13 protein-coding genes are annotated in these 16,519 nt (G+C 71.3%); 5 read left to right on the top strand and 8 right to left on the bottom strand.

The window, feature by feature from the left end; genetic code table 11:
* Positions 1 to 201 precede the first annotated feature (201 nt).
* Genes P3T39_RS29415 through P3T39_RS29400 form a run of 4 tightly spaced genes read left to right on the top strand, consistent with a single transcriptional unit; the run spans position 202 to position 3,771 of the window.
* Positions 202 to 1,194 carry an ABC transporter ATP-binding protein gene (locus tag P3T39_RS29415; protein ID WP_280702239.1) on the top strand — a complete coding sequence of 331 codons (993 nt, stop codon included), beginning with the start codon at positions 202 to 204 and terminating at the stop codon, positions 1,192 to 1,194.
* Positions 1,178 to 2,095, top strand: coding sequence for an ABC transporter permease (locus P3T39_RS29410; RefSeq protein ID WP_280702238.1), 918 nt, complete (start codon positions 1,178 to 1,180; stop codon positions 2,093 to 2,095). The genes P3T39_RS29415 and P3T39_RS29410 overlap by 17 nt, the downstream gene beginning before the upstream one ends.
* Before the next feature lie 12 nt (positions 2,096 to 2,107).
* Complete coding sequence (locus P3T39_RS29405; protein ID WP_280702237.1) at positions 2,108 to 3,025, top strand: ABC transporter ATP-binding protein; 918 nt, start codon at positions 2,108 to 2,110, stop codon at positions 3,023 to 3,025.
* Between the two features lie 29 nt (positions 3,026 to 3,054).
* Positions 3,055 to 3,771 (top strand): ABC transporter permease subunit, encoded by a 717-nt coding sequence (locus P3T39_RS29400; RefSeq protein ID WP_280702236.1) that lies wholly within the window; start codon positions 3,055 to 3,057, stop codon positions 3,769 to 3,771.
* Positions 3,772 to 3,894: 123 nt separating this feature from the next.
* Here the strand turns inward: P3T39_RS29400 and P3T39_RS29395 are convergent, their stop codons facing one another.
* A complete protein-coding gene (locus P3T39_RS29395) occupies positions 3,895 to 5,124 on the bottom strand; it encodes an MFS transporter (protein WP_280702235.1) in 1,230 nt (409 codons plus the stop codon).
* 102 nt (positions 5,125 to 5,226) lie between these two features.
* Positions 5,227 to 5,961, bottom strand: a complete 735-nt coding sequence (locus tag P3T39_RS29390) for a FadR/GntR family transcriptional regulator (RefSeq protein WP_280702234.1) — start codon at positions 5,959 to 5,961, stop codon at positions 5,227 to 5,229.
* A gap of 466 nt (positions 5,962 to 6,427) precedes the next feature.
* Here P3T39_RS29390 and P3T39_RS29385 point away from each other — a divergent pair, with 466 nt between their 5' ends.
* Positions 6,428 to 8,188: an LCP family protein gene (locus P3T39_RS29385; protein ID WP_280702233.1), complete on the top strand. Its 1,761-nt coding sequence runs from the start codon at positions 6,428 to 6,430 to the stop codon at positions 8,186 to 8,188.
* A 147-nt stretch (positions 8,189 to 8,335) separates the two neighbouring features.
* Here the strand turns inward: P3T39_RS29385 and P3T39_RS29380 are convergent, their stop codons facing one another.
* The 6 genes from P3T39_RS29380 to P3T39_RS29355 form a co-directional block, all read right to left on the bottom strand.
* Entirely contained in the window at positions 8,336 to 9,205 is an 870-nt protein-coding gene (locus P3T39_RS29380) for an HAD family hydrolase (RefSeq protein ID WP_280702232.1), read from the bottom strand.
* A 56-nt stretch (positions 9,206 to 9,261) separates the two neighbouring features.
* Entirely contained in the window at positions 9,262 to 10,539 is a 1,278-nt protein-coding gene (gene serS / locus P3T39_RS29375) for a serine--tRNA ligase (protein ID WP_280702231.1), read from the bottom strand.
* 846 nt (positions 10,540 to 11,385) lie between these two features.
* The gene (gene pheA, locus P3T39_RS29370; RefSeq protein WP_280702230.1) at positions 11,386 to 12,321 is read right to left on the bottom strand and encodes a prephenate dehydratase; all 936 of its coding nucleotides are present in this window, start codon (positions 12,319 to 12,321) and stop codon (positions 11,386 to 11,388) included.
* A gap of 157 nt (positions 12,322 to 12,478) precedes the next feature.
* Entirely contained in the window at positions 12,479 to 13,747 is a 1,269-nt protein-coding gene (efeB, locus tag P3T39_RS29365) for an iron uptake transporter deferrochelatase/peroxidase subunit (RefSeq protein WP_280702229.1), read from the bottom strand.
* 80 nt (positions 13,748 to 13,827) lie between these two features.
* Positions 13,828 to 15,969, bottom strand: coding sequence for a FixH family protein (locus P3T39_RS29360; protein WP_280702228.1), 2,142 nt, complete (start codon positions 15,967 to 15,969; stop codon positions 13,828 to 13,830).
* Positions 15,970 to 15,976: 7 nt separating this feature from the next.
* On the bottom strand, positions 15,977 to 16,465 hold the full coding sequence (locus P3T39_RS29355; protein ID WP_280702227.1) for a copper chaperone PCu(A)C: 489 nt from the start codon (positions 16,463 to 16,465) through the stop codon (positions 15,977 to 15,979).
* Between the last annotated feature and the right edge of the window lie 54 nt (positions 16,466 to 16,519).

Here is a 16,519-nt window from a genome sequence, read left to right as displayed (position 1 = left end):
TCGGGCGCGGGGGGGGGGGTTTTCCTCTGGGTCCGGGTCCTCCGGGCGTGGGGGGGGGGGGGGCCACTCATGCCCCCCCCCCCCCGGGGGGGGGGCCCCCCCCCCGCGGCCCCCCCCCCCACCTGGTCATCCCACAGGCGCAGAAGGGTCTGCCGTCCCAGCTCATACCGTGCGCGCCCGCGGCGCACTACGTTGGGGGACGTGTCCACTGTCATCAAGACGGACGGCCTCACCAAGAGGTTCCCCCGGGTCACCGCGCTCGACCAGCTCACCGTGGAGGTGCAGCCTGGGGTGGTCGGCCTGGTGGGGGCGAACGGGGCGGGCAAGTCCACACTCATCAAGATTCTGCTCGGGCTCTCCCCGGCGACGTCCGGCACCGGCCAGGTGCTCGGTCTGGACATCGCCACCGAGGGCTCGGCCATCCGCGAGCGGGTCGGCTACATGCCGGAGCACGACTGCCTGCCGCCGGACGTCTCCGCGACCGAATTCGTCGTCCACATGGCCCGGATGGCCGGCCTCCCGGCCGCCGCCGCCCGCGAACGGACCGCCGACACGCTGCGGCACGTCGGACTGTACGAGGAGCGGTACCGCCCGATGGGCGGCTACTCCACCGGTATGAAGCAGCGGGTGAAGCTGGCTCAGGCGCTCGTCCACGACCCGCAGTTGGTGCTGCTGGACGAGCCGACGAACGGCCTCGACCCGGTCGGCCGCGACGACATGCTGGCGCTGATCCGCCGGGTGTACAGCGACTTCGGCATCTCCGTCCTCGTCACCACCCATCTGCTGGGCGAGTTGGAACGCACCTGCGACCACCTGGTCGTCATCGACGGCGGCCGCCTGCTGCGCTCCTCCTCCACGGCCTCCTTCACCGAGGTCACCCAGCTGCTCGCGGTCGAGGTCACCGACCACCCGACGGACCTGGACTTCGACGCCGACGCGGCCGTCCGCGCCCGGCTCACCGAGGCCGGACTCTCGGTCTCGTCGGACAGCTCCCGTCCTGCGGGAGGCGAGCTGGGCGGAAGGGGTCTGCTCGTCGAGATAAGGGACGACGACACCTACGACACGGTCCGCGACACCGTCGCCGACCTGGGGCTCGGCCTGGTCCGGCTGGAACAGCGCCGGCACCGGGTCGCCGAGATCTTCACCGACGAGGCACGAGAGGCAGGGGGTGCCCACGATGTCGCTGCCTCCTGAGGCCACGGCCAACCGGACGGCTGCCGCCGACAGCGGCGTCATCCACAACATCGGCTACCGCTCGTACCAGGGCCCGCGCCTCGGCCGCTCGTACGCCACCCGCTCGCTCTTCGTCCAGAGCCTGCGGGCCGCGTACGGTCTCGGCCGCTCGGGCAAGTCCAAGGTGCTGCCGGTGCTGGTGCTGGGTGCGTTGGCGGCGCCCGCCCTGGTGATCGTCGCCTACGCGATCCTGCAGCATGCCAAGCAGCTGCCGGTGGACTACCCGCAGTACCTCTCCACCTTCTCGATCTTCATCGAGATCTTCCTGGCCGCCCAGGCGCCCGTGCTGATGTCCCGTGACCTGCGCTATCAGACGGTGCCGCTGTACTTCTCGCGGCCGATCACCCGGGGCGACTACGTCCGGGCCAAGTTCGGCGCGATGGTCTCGGCGATGCTGATCCTGATGGCCGTGCCGCTGCTGGTGCTCTACCTGGGCTCGATCCTCGGCGGCCTGCCGCTGGGGCACAACACCGGCCATCTCCTCTACGGTCTGGTGGCCGCCGTGCTGTACGCGGTGCTGTACTCGGCGCTCGGCCTGCTGATCGCCGCGAGCACCCCTCGCCGGGGCTTCGGCGTCGCCGCGATCATGGGTGCGCTGGTGGTCAGTTCGATCTTCGCGGGCGTCGTCTTCGGCCTGTCGGGCGGCCTGAACGGCTATGTGCCGGAGTCCGCGCACTGGTCGGCCGTGCTCTCCCCGTCGATGCTGGTGGACGGCCTGGTCAACCAGGTCTTCGGCCTGGTCGGCGACCCGCGTACGACGCATGCGCCCGGTGCGCTCGGGGTGGCGGTCTTCGCCGTCGAGATCGCCGCGCTGGTGGTCGGTTCGTACTGGCTGATGCTCAGCCGCTACCGGAAGATCTGAGAGGGCGTCGGTATGGCTGTCATCACCATCGACAAGGTCTCCCGCTGGTTCGGGAACGTGGTCGCCGTCAACGATGTCTCGATGAGCATCGGGCCCGGGATCACCGGCCTGCTGGGGCCGAACGGCGCGGGCAAGTCCACCCTCATCCATATGATGAGCGGCTTCCTCGCCCCGTCCGCCGGTGCCGTCACGCTGGACGGCGAGCAGATCTGGCGCAACCAGCAGGTCTACCGGAAGATCGGCCTGGTCCCGGAGCGGGAGTCGATGTACGACTACCTGACCGGTTGGGAGTTCGTCCTCGCCAACGCCGAGCTGCACGGACTGCCGGACCCGGGCGCCGCCGCCGAGCGGGCACTGGCCCTGGTCGAGATGGAGTACGCCCAGGAGCGCCGCACCGGCACCTACTCCAAGGGCATGAAGCAGCGCGTCAAGATGGCCTCGGCCCTGGTGCACGACCCCTCGGTGCTGCTGCTCGACGAGCCGTTCAACGGCATGGACCCGCGCCAGCGGCTGCACCTGATGGAGCTGCTGCGCCGCTTCGGCGCGGACGGCCGCACGGTGCTCTTCTCCTCGCACATCCTGGAGGAGGTCGAGCAACTGGCCCGCCACATCGAGGTGGTGGTGGCCGGGCGGCACGCCGCCTCCGGTGACTTCCGCAAGATCCGGCGGCTGATGACCGACCGGCCGCACCGCTACCTGGTCCGCTCCAGCGACGACCGGCGCCTCGCCGCCGCGCTGATCGCCGACGGCTCCACCGCCGGTATCGAACTCGACTGGCAGGAGCGCGCGCTGCGGATCCAGGCGATCAACTTCCAGGGTTTCACCACCCTGTTGCCCAAGGTCGCCAAGGAGGCCGGCATCCGCCTCTACACCGTCTCCCCGGACGACGAGTCCCTGGAGAGCGTCTTCTCCTACCTCGTCGCGTCCTGACCCCCGTTCCACTGGAAGGGCTGGAACCCATGAACCGGACCGTAGCCAGGCTGACCGTCCTCGGTCTGCTGGGCCGCCGCCGCGGCGCCCTGCTGCTGGTCGTCCCGGCGCTGCTGCTGGTGATCTCCGTCATCGCGCGGGGCGCCGACGTCGACAAGCACGACCTGGCCGTCAGCATCCTCGGCCAGCTCTCGCTCGGCACCCTGGTGCCGATCCTGGGCCTGGTGGTCGGGACGGGCGTGATCGCCACCGAGATCGACGACGGCTCGATCGTCTACCTGCTGGCCAAGCCGCTGCCCCGGTGGAAGATCATCACCACCAAGCTGGCCGTGGCGATCGTCACCACATGGGTGTTCGCCGCCGTTCCGACCTTCCTGGCGGGGCTGATCCTGGTCGGCACACAGGACAACCTGGCGGTCGCCTTCACCCTGGGAACCATGGTCTCGGGCGCCGCGTACAGCGCGCTGTTCCTGCTGCTCGGCGTGGTCACCCGGCACGCGGTGGTCGCCGGACTGGCGTACGCGCTGGTCTGGGAGAGCCTGGTCGGCAACTTCGTCAACGGCGCCAAGACGCTCAGCGTGCAGCAGTGGGGCCTGTCGGTGGCCAGGACGGTCGCCGCCGACGGTTCGATCAGCGCCCCGGTCGCCCTCGGGGTGGCCGTCCCGCTGCTGATCGTGGTGACCGTCGCCGCCACCGCCTTCGCCTCGGTCAAACTGGCGGGCCTGACCCTGGCGGCCGAGGAGTGAGCGGTACAGCCCGGTAGGGGCCTGATACGCATCCGACCGTACGGGCCCACGGCAAGCCGTGAGCCCGTACGGTCGGTTCGTTTCGGTGGCCTCAGCGCTCGGTCCCCGTACAGCCCGGAGGGTTCAGAGCGTACGGTCCCGGCCCGCGCCCCAGCCCGCCGCGGCGGCGACCGAGGCGAGGACGAGCAGCAGGATCAGCGGCAGGTTCCAGTTGCCGGTCACCTGGTGCAGGGCACCCGCGCCGACCGGACCCACGGCCGCGACCAGATAGCCGATCGCCTGGCTCATCCCGCCGAGCTGCGCCGTGCCCGCCGCGCTGCCGGTCCGCAGCACGATGAAGGCCAGCGCCAGGCCGAGCGAACCGCCCTGGGCGATGCCGAGCACGGCGGCCGAGACCCAGGCGCCGGAGACCGGGGCGACGAGCAGGCCGGTGATACCGATCGCGTTGAGCGTCGCCATCGAGACGGCCAGGCCGCGCTGGCGGCTCATCCGACCGGCCGCCAGCGGCACCAGGAAGGCGCCCGCGACCTGCACCAGGTTGCTGAAGGCGAAGACCAGACCGGCCTCGCCCCGGTCCATGCCGTGGTCGGCCAGGATCGTCGGCATCCAGGCGACCAGGGTGTAGACCAGCAGCGAGGAGATGCCCATGAAGAGGCTGATCTGCCAGGCCAGCGGCGAACGCCAGATCCCCTCGATCTGCCTGCCGGTCGGTGCGGCGGCCACCGCCGCCTTCTCCTGGCGGGAACGCAGCACCTGCGGCAGCCAGGCGACCGCCGCGATCAGCGCGAGCAGCGACCAGGCACCGAGCGAGGCCTCCCAGCCACCGCCGAGCACCTTCTCCAACGGCACCGAGGAACCGGCCGCCAGGGTGGCGCCGATCAGCATGGTGGTGGAGTAGACGCCGGTCATGGTCGCGGCCTTGTCCGGGAACTCCCGCTTGACCAGGCCGGGCATCGAGACGTTCAGGACGGCGATCGCGACACCGATCACCACGCACCCCGCGTACAGCGCGGCCACCGAGGGCAGCACCCGCAGCAGCACACCGGCACCCAGTACCAGCACCGCGCCGAGCACCACCCGCTCCGCACCGAAGCGCCGGGTCAGCCGGGGTGTGAGCGGTGCGCCGACGCCCTGGAACAGCACCGGGACGGTGGTGATCAGACCGCTCGCGGTCGCCGAGAGCCCGAAGGTGTGCTGGATCTCGCCGACCATCGGCGAGATGGCGGCCAGGCAGGCGCGCATGTTGAGCGCGACCAGCACGATGCCGGTCAGCAGCAGCGCCGGGTGGGCGAGCCTGGTGCGAGTACGGACTACTGGGGTGGCGACCGGCTGCTGGGCGCGGGTGACCGACATGGCGGGTTTCTCTCCGGGCAGGGCTTGGCAGGGCGTCCGGGCAGGACGCGGAAAAGTGGTGGCGGGGCGCGGAAGGCGGGGCTCGGCGGCTCGGAGTGACCGTTACTTCCGGGCGGCGATGCTGGCGAGAAGCTGCTCCACGGCGGCCGTCGGCTCCGCGAGCAGCTCACGACACGCGGCCTCGGCGCGCTCGGGGTCACCGCTCTCGATCGCGTCCACCAGAGCCGCGTGGGTCGCGACGACCACCTCCGGCATCTCGTGGTCGCCGAAGGCCGTCCGCATGGACTCGCGCACGGAGGCGCCGAAGTAGCGGTAGATCTCGGCGAGCGCCGGGTTGTGCGCGGCCTCCACCACGGCGGTGTGGAACTCCAGGTCGTGCTCGACCGTGGCCTCGCGGCCGGCCCGCTCCGGGTGCGAGGCGATCACCTCGGCCTCGCGGGCCAGTGCGGCCCGCATCCGGGCGATGTCCTCGGGTGTGTGCCGCAGCGCGGCGAGCCTCGCCGCCTCGGTCTCCAGCGCGGCACGGACCTCCAGTACGTCCCGTACGCCGGAGCGCTGCACACCGCGCAGTACCGCGGCCGGGTCACTGGTCGACCGGACGAACGTCCCCTCGCCCTGGCGCGACACCAGCATCCCTGCGTGCACCAGCACCCGGATCGCCTCGCGCACGGTGTTCCGTCCGACCTGGAGCCGCTCGGCCAGCTCGTGCTCGGTCGGGATCTTCCCGCCGACCGGCCAGCTGCCCGCGCTCAGCTGCTCCCGCAGCTGCTCGATCGTGGCGTCCACCAGCGAGCGCCGCCCGGCAGCCTGCAGACCGTCGTTGCTCACGTTGGTCATCGAGGGCTCCTTCCGGGTCGGTACGCGAGTCATCCTACAACTGCTTGCCCGGTCATCCTACAAGTACTTGCCCGGTTGTCCTACAACTGACGGGCGAGGAAGTTTTCGAAAATATATTCGAAGATTGAATGAGGAGTTGATCAAAGCCCACGGAACTCCGGCCGTCCAACCATGTCGTGGAGTTTTCGCGGCAGTGTTGTGCAGGGCGCCAAGGCCGTGCTCCGCCGGGGCCTTCGGGCCGCCCAGTAGGCTTGCCACCTGGGCGATCGTGCAATCCGGAGCCCAGGCAGTGACTTCGTCATCTTGCCTTTATATGCTCCGCTGAAGCTCTTTGCGTATATATGTGCGAGAGCTGAGCATCACCGGGGCGGTGGTGCGGCACGTTCGGCAGACGCCGGGCGTTGCTCCTGCGCACGGTGAGTCCGCTGTGGGCAGCTGTTCCTGCCGTCTGGTGGAGGGTGTACGTATGTCAGGCCAGAGGGCGGGAGCGTCCGATCACGACGCCGACTGGTGGCGCGACGACGCACCCCAGGGCGGCGGTCCGGGCCACGGCCGGGACTCCTCCCGCGGCGTGCCTTCACCGCGACGCGGGTCCGGCCCGGACGCGCCGCTGCCCGGCGGCCGGGCGGCGGCCCGCCGGGGCGGCGGCAACGGCGGTAGCGGCGACGGGGGCGACGGCGGTGGTCGCGGGGCCGGCCGCGGCGCGCCGCGCGGCAAGCAGAAGCGCAGCAAGAAGAAGGTCATCACCTGGGTGGCGGCCTCCTCGATGGCCCTGGTGGTCCTCGCCGGTGGCGCGGTCTATATGAAGCTGAACGGCAACATCAGCACCTTCGGCCAGGACGGGGTCAGCAAGGACCGGCCCGACGCCGGTGCGGCCGACGCCAACGGCAACCGTCCGGTCAACGTCCTGCTCATCGGCTCCGACTCGCGCGCGGGCGCGAACAAGGACCTCGGGGGCGGCGGTGACTCCGGCGCGCGCTCGGACACCACGATCCTGTTGCACATATACGCCGACCACAAGCACTCCGTGGGCATATCGTTCCCGCGCGACGCCCTGGTGACCCGTCCGGCCTGCAAGATGCCCAACGGCAAGTGGACCAAGGAGGAGAACAACGTCATGTTCAACTCCGCCTTCGCGGTCGGCGACACCGAGCAGGGCAACCCGGCCTGCACTCAGAACACCGTCGAGAAGCTCACCAATCTGCGGGTCGACCACACCATGGTGGTCAACTTCGAAGGCTTCGCCGCGATGACCAGCGCCATCGGCGGCGTCAACGTCTGCCTGCCGAACGCCGTCTACGAGGGCGATCTCGACCCCAACCTCGGCCACAAGGGCAAGGAGATCTTCAAGAAGGGCGAGCAGATGGTCGAGGGCCAGCAGGCGCTCGACTACGTCCGGCTGCGGCACGGCGTCGGCGACGGCTCGGACATCGGCCGGATGAAGCGCCAGCAGGCGTTCCTCTCCGCGCTGATCAAGGACGTCAAGGGCAAGGGCATGAACCCGACCAACCTGCTTCCGCTGGCGGACGCCGCGACCAAGTCGCTGACCGTGGACGAGGGGCTGGGCTCGGCACAGAAGCTGCTCTCCTTCGCGCTCTCGCTGAAGAACATCGACCTGCGCAACATCAAGTTCATCACCACCCCCTGGCGCTTCGAGGGCGCCCGGGTCGGCCTGGTCCACCCCGATGTCGACCAGCTCTTCGCGGCGCTCAAGGCCGACCGCACGCTGGACGGCCAGGACGCCAGTGGCGGACAGGCCAGTGCGGCCCCGTCGGCCGCAGCCTCCGCCACCCCCGCCGCCGACAGCCAGGGCGCGCCCGCTCCCGCCTCGGTGGACGGGAGCGGCATCCGGGTCGGCGTCTACAACGGCACCCAGACGGCGGGGCTCGCCAGCACGGCCGAGACCAGGCTGAAGGACGCCAAGTTCACCGTCACCACGACGACCAACGCGTCCTCGCGCAACCACACCACCACCTCGGTCCAGTACGGGCCCGGTGAGAAGGCCAAGGCGCAGACCGTCGCCTCGCTCTTCCCCGGTGCGACCCTGGAGCCGGTCTCGAAGGCGGGCATCAGCGTGGTCCTGGGCAAGGACTTCGCGGCAGCAGGCGGCGGCACCGGCAGCACCTCCGGCGGGGCGAGCGTGGCCCCGGGCCCGCTGCCGAGCAGCGTCAGCGCCGACGCCCGCTCGGCCGACGACGACCCGTGCAGCAACGTCTCCTACGGCTGACCCACCGAACCGAAGGACGCCCTGAGCCCGATCACCACCGGCCCAGGGCGTCCTTCGGTGCAAGCCGCACTTCTCAGGGCGCGGGGCACTCCGAACGCAAAGGGGCAACCCAACAGGGCCCCGCGCCCTTGTGGGTACCTCGGGGGCCTAGTTTGCCGGGAAGAGCCGTTCCAGGACGACGGCGACGCCGTTCTCGTCGTTGCTGACGGTGATCTCGTCCGCGACTGCCAGCAGTTGCTCATGGGCGTTGGCCATGGCCACGCCGTGGGCGGCCCAGGCGAACATCGGGACGTCGTTGGGCATGTCGCCGAAGGCGATGGTCTGCCTGGCCTTGACGCCGAGCCGGTTGGCGGCGACCGCGAGCCCGGTGGCCTTGGTCAGGCCGAGCGGCAGCAACTCCACCACGCCGGCCCCGGCCATGGTGACGCCGACCAGGTCGCCCGCCACCTGCTGGGCGATCTGCGCCAGCGAATCGTCGTCGAAACCCGGGTGCTGGATGTAGAGCTTGCTGATCGGCGAGTCGAACAGCTCGGCGCCGTCCACCCGGACGATCGGCAGCTCGGAGCCGATCTGCAGCTCGTACCCGGGTCCTGCCAGCACGGCGCCCTCCAGGCCGTCCTGGTTGGCGGCCACCGCGAGCGGGCCGACCTCGGCCTCGATCTTGGCCAGCGCCAGCGCGGCGAGCCGCCGGTCCAGGGTGAGCGAGGTGAGCAGCCGGTGCTCGCCGGCGTGGTAGACCTGCGCGCCCTGGCCGCAGACCGCTATCCCGGCGTAGCCGATCTCGTCGAAGACCGGGCGGGCCCAGGTGGCCGAGCGGCCGGTGACGATGATGTGCAGGGCCCCGGCGGCGACGGTGGCGGCCAGCGCGGCGCGAGTCCGCCCGGACACGGTCTCGGCCGAGTTCAGCAGGGTGCCGTCCAGGTCGGTGGCGACCAGCCGGTAGGGCAGGTCGCCACCGAGGGAAGTACCAGGAGGAGCACCGGGGGAGACGTCGGGTCGGTGGCTTGCGATGCTCATCTGCCGTACGTCTCCAGGGAGTTGCTTGTGCATGTCCGACTGCCGGACGGTGGTGCCTACTTGACGGGCTCCAGGACGGCGCGCCCGCCGAGGAACGGACGGAGCGCCTCGGGGACGACCACCGAGCCGTCGGCCTGCTGGTGGTTCTCCAGGATCGCCACGATCACGCGCGGGACGGCGACCAGGGTGCCGTTCAGCGTCGCCAGCGGGCGGACCTTGTTGCCCTCCTCGCGCATCCGGATGGAGAGGCGGCGGGACTGGTACTCGGTGGTGTTCGAGGTCGAGGTGACCTCGCGGTACTTGCCCTGGGTCGGGATCCAGGCCTCGATGTCGAACTTCCGCACGGCCGAGGCGCCGAGGTCGCCGGAGGCGACGTCGATCACCCGGTAGGGGAGTTCGAGCGCGGTGAGGAAGTCCTTCTCCCACTGGAGCAGGCGGCGGTGCTCGGCCTCCGCGTCCTCCGGCGTGGTGTAGACGAACATCTCCACCTTCTCGAACTGGTGCACCCGGATGATGCCTCGGGTGTCCTTGCCGTAGGTGCCCGCCTCGCGGCGGAAGCAGGAGGAGAAACCGGCGTAGCGCAGCGGCAGCTTCTCGGCGTCGAGGATCTCGTCCATGTGGTAAGCCGCCAGCGGGACCTCGCTGGTGCCGACCAGGTACCGGTCCTCCTCGGGGAGGTGGTAGACGTTCTCCGCCGCCTGGCCGAGGAAGCCGGTGCCGTCCATGGCGGCCGGCCGGACCAGGGCCGGGGTGATCATCGGGATGAAACCGGCCTCGGTGGCCTGCGCCATCGCCATGTTGACCAGGGCGAGCTCCAGCAGCGCGCCGACGCCGGTCAGGTAGTAGGAGCGGGCACCGGCGACCTTGGCGCCGCGCTCGGTGTCGATCGCGCCGAGGATCTGGCCCAGCTCGACGTGGTCCTTCGGCGCGAAGCCCTCGGCCGCGAAGTCGCGCGGGGTGCCGATCTCCTCGAGGGTGACGAAGTCCTCCTCGCCACCGACCGGCGCGGCCGGGTCGATCAGGTTGGCGAGCGAGCGGAGCAGGCGGTCGGCCTCCTCCTTGGCCTCGGTCTGCTCGGCGTCGGCGGCCTTGACCGCGGCGGCCAGCTCGGAGGCGCGCCTGAGCAGCTCGGCCTTCTCCTCGCCCTGGGCCTTGGGGATCTGCTTGCCGAGCGTCTTCTGCTCGTTGCGCAGCTCGTCGAAGCGACTGCCCGAGGACCGGCGCCGCTCGTCGGCGGAGAGGAGGGCGTCGACCAGGTCGACGTCCTCGCCACGGGCACGCTGCGAGGCGCGCACTCGGTCTGGGTCCTCACGGAGCAGGCGAAGGTCAATCACGGGCCCAGCCTACCGGGGAGGGGGGCCCGTACAGGAACCGGTTTGGCGCGTCGTACTCGACGGCCGAGGGACCGCCGGGCTCCGCCGGCCGTGCCGCCGCCCGCCGTGGTCCGTCAGGCGCTCTGGGATCCTGCCCCAGGACCGATGCCGGGGCACCCGTCGGCGGGCGTGCGAACGGGCGCGAGGTGGTGGATCGGGGCTGGGGATAACTCACGCCAGCCTGTGGATAAGTGCTGTGGAGGAGCGGTCGGGGAGGGGGTCCGGGCCCGCTGTCCACAGGGGCGCCGCAGGCCCTGTGGACGGCTGGATGGTGAAGGTTCTACGCGTAATCGACCGAGGAATTGAGGTTTCAAACCTCGATTGGCCTTCTCGGGCGAGGTAATTTGCTCACTCGGACAGGTGATTTGATGGAACAAGGGTGACTCTGGCCCGATTGATCACCTCTGAACGCCTAGCTGATGATCTGACCGGCTCCGCAGGTGGATATGCCGGTTTGTCGATTCATCCCCAGCCCTGTGGATAACTGTGGATAACCTGCGCGCACTCGTGCCTGTGGATGAACGGCCGGACCTGTGGACGACCCCCGCTCGAGCGGCCCCGGTCGCACTCCGGCTGCACTCCGGCTGCACCCCGGCCGAGCACGATCCGCCGCTGCCGTGCGGCAGTTGTCGATCGGCTGTCCGGGTGAAGTGTCCGGGGTGTCGGAAATTGGCCTACTTCGACCGAAATCGTTTGCAGAATTGATCACCAATGATCCGATCGCCGAGGATCGCAGATCAGCGTCCTCGGGTGGTCAGTGGTGTCCTGGCGGTCGGCGGCGCCGGGCGGTCGGCTGCCGCCGGACGGTCAGAGTTCGCCGCGTCCGTCGAGGCAGCGTGAGAGCCAGTCGGCCGCCGCACTGAATTCCTCGTCCAGGGTGCCGGGGCGCAGCGGTGTCGAGGTGCCGTGATCGGCGCGGGGATAGGAGCCGAGGAACCGTACCTGCGGGCAGATCCGCTTCAGTCCCATCAGTGCCTCGCTCACCCGCCGCTCGCTCAGGTGGCCCTCGCAGTCGATCAGGAAGCAGTAGTTGCCCAGCCCCTCACCGGTGGGCCGGGACTCGATCCGCATCAGGTTGACCCCGCGCACCGCGAACTCCTGCAGCAGCTCCAGCAGCGCACCCGGGTGGTCGTCGGGCAGCCAGACCACCATGGACGTCTTGTCCGTGCCGGTCGGCGAGGAGACCCGCCCCGGACGGCCGACCAGGACGAACCGGGTCACCGCGTTCTCGGCGTCGTGGATGTCGTTGACCAGGACGTCCAGCTCGTAGATCGGAGCGGCGAACTCGCCCGCGAAGGCGCCGTCGTGGCGGCCCTCCTGCACCAGCCTGGCCCCGTCCGCGTTGGACGCCGCCGCCTCCCAGCGGGCATCCGGCAGGTTGGCGGCGATCCAGCGGCGGACCTGCGGCTGGGCCACCGGGTGGCTGGTGACGGTCTTGACGTCCTCCAGCGTGGTGCCGGGGCGGACCAGCAGCGCGAAGGCGATCGGCAGCAGCACCTCACGGTAGATCATCAGCGGCTTGCCGCCGGCCAGTTCGTCACTGGTCGCGGTCACCGCGCCCTCGACCGAGTTCTCCACCGGGACGAAGGCCCCGGCCGCCTCCCCCGCCCGGACGGCGTCCAGCGCGGCCTGAACCGAGGCGAGCGGAACCAGCTCGCGGGTGGCCGCCTCGGGCAGGGTGCGCAGGGCGGCTTCCGTGAAGGTGCCCGCGGGCCCGAGGTAGGTGTAGCGGGTGGCCGACATGCCGCCTCCGTGCGAATGGGGTGGTGCGTGATCGTGCTCGACGTGCCACCTTAGCCAGTCGGGACGGACGCCCGCGAAGGATTCCGACCCGTGAGCAGCCGCCCGCCCACCGGGGGGCAAGGGCCCGTCCCCGCGCCCCCGGGACGGGTGGACGGGTTCAGCTCTCCAGGAGGGGCTGGCCGACATAGCCGCCCTCAGGTGCACCCGGCGGTACGGCATACAGCCCGCTCGCCTCGTGCCGCAGGAAGCGCGAGAGGCTGTCGCCCCGCGACAGGCGACGCTGCACCGGGATGAAGCCCCGCGCGGGGTCGGCCTGGAAGGCCAGGAACAGCAGCCCGGCGTCCAGCGAACCGTCCGGCAGCACCCCGTCCTGGTAGGAGAAGCCCCGGCGGAGCATCGCCGCCCCGCTGTTGGAGGCGGGCGCGGCGACCCGGATGTGGGCGTCGACGGGTATCGCGAGCATCCCGTCGTCGTTCTGCTTCGCCAGGTCGACCGGGGTGAACTCGGTGCCGCCCGAGAGCGGTGCCCCGTCCGCCTTGCGGCGCCCTATCACCCGTTCCTGACGGTCCGTCGGCACGTTCTCCCAGTTGTCCAGCAGCATCCGGATCCGGCGGAACACCACATAGGAACCGCCGGTCAGCCAGCCGGGGCCGCCGGCGAAGACCTTGGCGGTGAAGTCGGGGTCGGCGGGCTTCGGGTTGTTGGTGCCGTCCACCTGGCCCATCAGGTTGCGAGCCGTCATGGGGCGCTCGGTGGCGCCCGGCGTCCGGCTGAAGCCGGACATCTGCCACCGAAGGGTGGCCAGGCCGACGGCCTGCTGCTGAAGGACCCGCAGGGCGTGGAAGGCCACCAGGGCGTCGTCCGCACCGATCTGCACCCACAGGTCGCCGTCGCTGCGGGAGCGGTCGATGGCGTCCTCGGGGAAGTCCGGGAGCGGGGCGAGCGCGGGCGGGCGCTGGGCCGTCAGCCCGGTCCTGTCGAAGAGCGAGGCGCCGAAACCGAAGGTGACGGTGAGCGCGCAGGGGCCGGCGCCCAGCGCGATCTGGTTCTCGCGCGCCCCGGCCTGCTCTCCGCGGGCCAGCAGCGCGGTCGTCTCCGACCAGCCCTTCAGCAGCCGGCGCAGTCCGTCCCGGCCCGCGCCCTGCGCCAGGTCGAAGGAGGCCAGGTGGACGCGGGCCTGCTGGGGCTCGACGATCCCGGCCTGGCGCTCCCCGTGGAACGGAACGGCTGCCCGGCCGAGCGCCTGGCCGCCCGGGGCGGACCGCGCCGCGCTTCCGTGCGGGTCGGCGAGGGCCTTGCCGGCGAGTACGCCCGAGCCCGCGCCGACCGCCAGCCCCGCGCCCGCGGTGCCCAGCAGGGCCCGTCGGGAGAAGCCGGCGGCGGCGTTCACGTCCTGGCGCTCGTCGGGCGCAGCGTGAATGTTCACGCCCCCGGGTATGTTCACGTCTTCGTCGAGGGCCGGTGCGTCCGTCCCTGAGGTCTGCGGGGTCTGTCCGGTCATTCCGTTCACCCGATCTTGAGCTGCTTGACCTCGGTCGCCTGATCAATGTCCGAGGAACGTACGGTCACCGCCACCACCCAGTTGCCCGTCAGCGGCAGCTGGGCCGTCCCGGACCAGCGTCCGGGGCCCTGCGCCTTGAGGGCGGCGGGCAGCGGGCCGAGGTCGCGGTCGGGCAGGGTGAAGGCCAGTTGCAGTTCAGGCACCTCGGCGGGCTTGCCCGAGGAGTCGTCCAGGCTGAGCTGCACGGTGTTGGTACCGGTCGAAGCGGGGCTGAGCGTCACCGTGGCGGTGCCCTTGGCGTTCGGGGTCCTGCCACCGGTGTCGTACGGGATCTTGAGCTCGACGGTCTTTCCGGGGGCGGCGGACGTCCCGGGTGTGCCGCCCGTCGCGGGGGCCGTCGCGATGCCGTTGGCGGCGGCGGCCTGGGCGACCCGTCCGGGCGGGGAGTTGGTCAGCATGGTGGTGACCACCAGCACCAGGACCGCGACGGCGGTCTCGACCAGCACCGAGCGGCGCAACCCGGCGCGGGCCGGCGGCCCGTCCTGGGCACGCTGGACGCTGGCAGTTCTGCGGGCCGCCCGCTGCCGGGCCAGCTGCGCCTGCCGTACGGGGTCGTCCGCCTTGTGCTCGCCCCCGGTGGAGCCTGCGGAGCCGGTGGCTTCCCTGGCGCGAACCCCGGCGCCGACGGCCCCCTCGGCGACGTCCTCGGCCCCCTCGGCGACGTCCTCGGCCCCTGCGCGCAGGCGGGCCACCCAGGAGCGGGAGATCCATGCGACGCCGACCATGGCGACCACACAGCCGATCTTGACCAGCAGCAGCCGCCCGTACTCGGTGTCGACCAGCGCACCCCACGAGCCGACGCCGCGCCACGCCTGGTAGAGGCCGGTGGCCGCGAGCACCGAGACGGCACCGAGGGCGAGCTTGGAGAAGCGCTCGACGGCGGCGGCCGGGAGCCCGTTGCGCAGGCCGATGGCCATGGTGGTCAGCCCACCGAGCCAGAGCGCCATCGCCAGCAGGTGCAGGATCCCGGCGGGCAGGGCCAGCCAGACCTGGATGCCGACCGAGGCGTGGTCCGCACCGACCCAGGTGGCGGCGAGTGCGACGGCCAGCACCAGCCCGGCGATGCCGAGGCCGAGGCGGGTGTCCCGCTGGGGACGGTCGGCGGCGCGCTGCTCCAGGCGGTGCAGCTCGTCCTCCTCCGTTTCGTCGGCCGCTGCCTCGTCGTCCGGTTCGGCCTTCGCGGCGCCCTTCGCGGCGCCCTTCGCGGCGCCCTTCGCGGCGCCCTTCGCGGCGCCCTTCGCGGCGCCGTCCGCATCCGAAGACCGCGCGGGCCCGGCGGCTCCCGCAGCCGCAGCGGCCGCCTCGGACTGTCCCAACTGGCCGACCAGCAGCGACAGGAACACCCCGCCCGCCGCGAGCAGCAGCAGCCGCGAGGAGAGCGCGGTGCCGATCCGCTCCTCCAGGGTGCTGCGCACCAGCGAGAGGTCGAAGGCCACGCTGATGCCGCTGCCGCGCTCGTACGGCCCGCGCAGCAGCAGGACCGCCACGGTGGCGGCGAGGAGTCCGATCCAACCGGTCATCAGCAGCCGTTGCACCGACCGCACCGCCGCGCCCCTGGGCCAGCAGATCAGGACGAACGCGGAGACGCCGGCCAGCAGCGCGAAGGCGGTGTACGCGACGATCCGGGCGAGCCCGTAGACGGCGGCGACCAGGCTGTCGGCCTTGGCGTTCTCGTACGCACTGGTGGAGACCGAGGTGGCCGAGGGGGCGCCGATCGAGAAGGTGAAGGCCCCGCCGACCGGGTGCGAGTCCTCCGAGACCGCTCGCCAGGCGACGGTGTAAGTCCCGTTGGGGATACCGCTGTTGAGTGAGACCCGGGCGGTGTCGTTCTTCCCGTCGACATGGCTCGGGCTGCCGCCGTCGACCGGCTGGCCGTTCGGGCCGAGGACCCGGACCGAGTCGGAGGAGAGCGAGACGCCCTCGCTGAAGGTCAGCGTCACCGTGGCGGGGGCCTGCGGGACCACCGAGTTCTGGGCGGGGTCGGTGGTGACAAGTGCCGCGTGGGCGGCGGCCGGTCCGGCCGTTCCCAGGAGCAGCACGATCGCGGCGCCGAGGGCCGCCACCAGAGCACCGAGTCTCTTCAACATGTCGCCGCTAGCTCCCCGGTCGGTAGGTGAGGGGTTTGACCGGCACCTGGACGGAGATGGTGTTCCCCTTGGCGAAGGTCAGGTCGAGTTCCAGCTTGTCGCCGACGGCCGGGGCCTTGTCCCAGTCCATGATCATGAGGTGGTTGCCGCCCCGGTCCAGGGCGAGCGTCCCATGGGCGGGCACGTCGAGGGCGTCGACCTCCTCCATGGTGTTCTCGTTGGAGCGGTGCATGGTCACCGACTTGGCGCCCGGGCTGGACACCTTGACCAGTTGGTCGGTGCCTGCGCCGGCGTTCTTGACGGTCAGGTATCCGGCCGCCATTCCGCCGGGGGCCGCCGGGAGGGGGATGTAGGAGTCGGCGATGCTCAGCTCGGACTTCGGGCTGCCTGCACTGCTGCTGCCCCCGCCGCCGCAGGCGACGAGGATGGTGCCGGCCGTCAGTGCGGCGGCCACGCCGGAGCCGATCAGCGCGCTGCGGCGGAACTGCCTGCTCATGCCCCGGCCTCGCTTCTCTCCCGGCCCCCGGCCGCGGGGAACACCTTGTCGCGC

Origin of the sequence: Kitasatospora sp. GP82 (assembly GCF_029892105.1) — a bacterium.
Lineage (GTDB): Bacteria > Actinomycetota > Actinomycetes > Streptomycetales > Streptomycetaceae > Kitasatospora.
The sequence above is the reverse complement of the archived record's forward strand: the minus strand, read 5'-3'. Positions and strand labels throughout refer to the sequence as shown.

Bases quoted from the DNA above. Each gene is read 5' to 3' on its own strand.
- P3T39_RS29410 (WP_280702238.1), top strand. From the start codon at position 1,178: ATGTCGCTGCCTCCTGAGGCCACGGCCAACCGGACGGCTGCCGCCGAC.
- P3T39_RS29405 (WP_280702237.1), top strand. From the start codon at position 2,108: ATGGCTGTCATCACCATCGACAAGGTCTCCCGCTGGTTCGGGAACGTG.
- P3T39_RS29400 (WP_280702236.1), top strand. From the start codon at position 3,055: ATGAACCGGACCGTAGCCAGGCTGACCGTCCTCGGTCTGCTGGGCCGC.
- P3T39_RS29395 (WP_280702235.1), bottom strand. From the start codon at position 5,124: ATGTCGGTCACCCGCGCCCAGCAGCCGGTCGCCACCCCAGTAGTCCGT.
- P3T39_RS29390 (WP_280702234.1), bottom strand. From the start codon at position 5,961: ATGACCAACGTGAGCAACGACGGTCTGCAGGCTGCCGGGCGGCGCTCG.
- P3T39_RS29385 (WP_280702233.1), top strand. From the start codon at position 6,428: ATGTCAGGCCAGAGGGCGGGAGCGTCCGATCACGACGCCGACTGGTGG.
- P3T39_RS29380 (WP_280702232.1), bottom strand. From the start codon at position 9,205: ATGAGCATCGCAAGCCACCGACCCGACGTCTCCCCCGGTGCTCCTCCT.
- pheA (WP_280702230.1), bottom strand. From the start codon at position 12,321: ATGTCGGCCACCCGCTACACCTACCTCGGGCCCGCGGGCACCTTCACG.
- P3T39_RS29360 (WP_280702228.1), bottom strand. From the start codon at position 15,969: ATGTTGAAGAGACTCGGTGCTCTGGTGGCGGCCCTCGGCGCCGCGATC.
- P3T39_RS29355 (WP_280702227.1), bottom strand. From the start codon at position 16,465: ATGAGCAGGCAGTTCCGCCGCAGCGCGCTGATCGGCTCCGGCGTGGCC.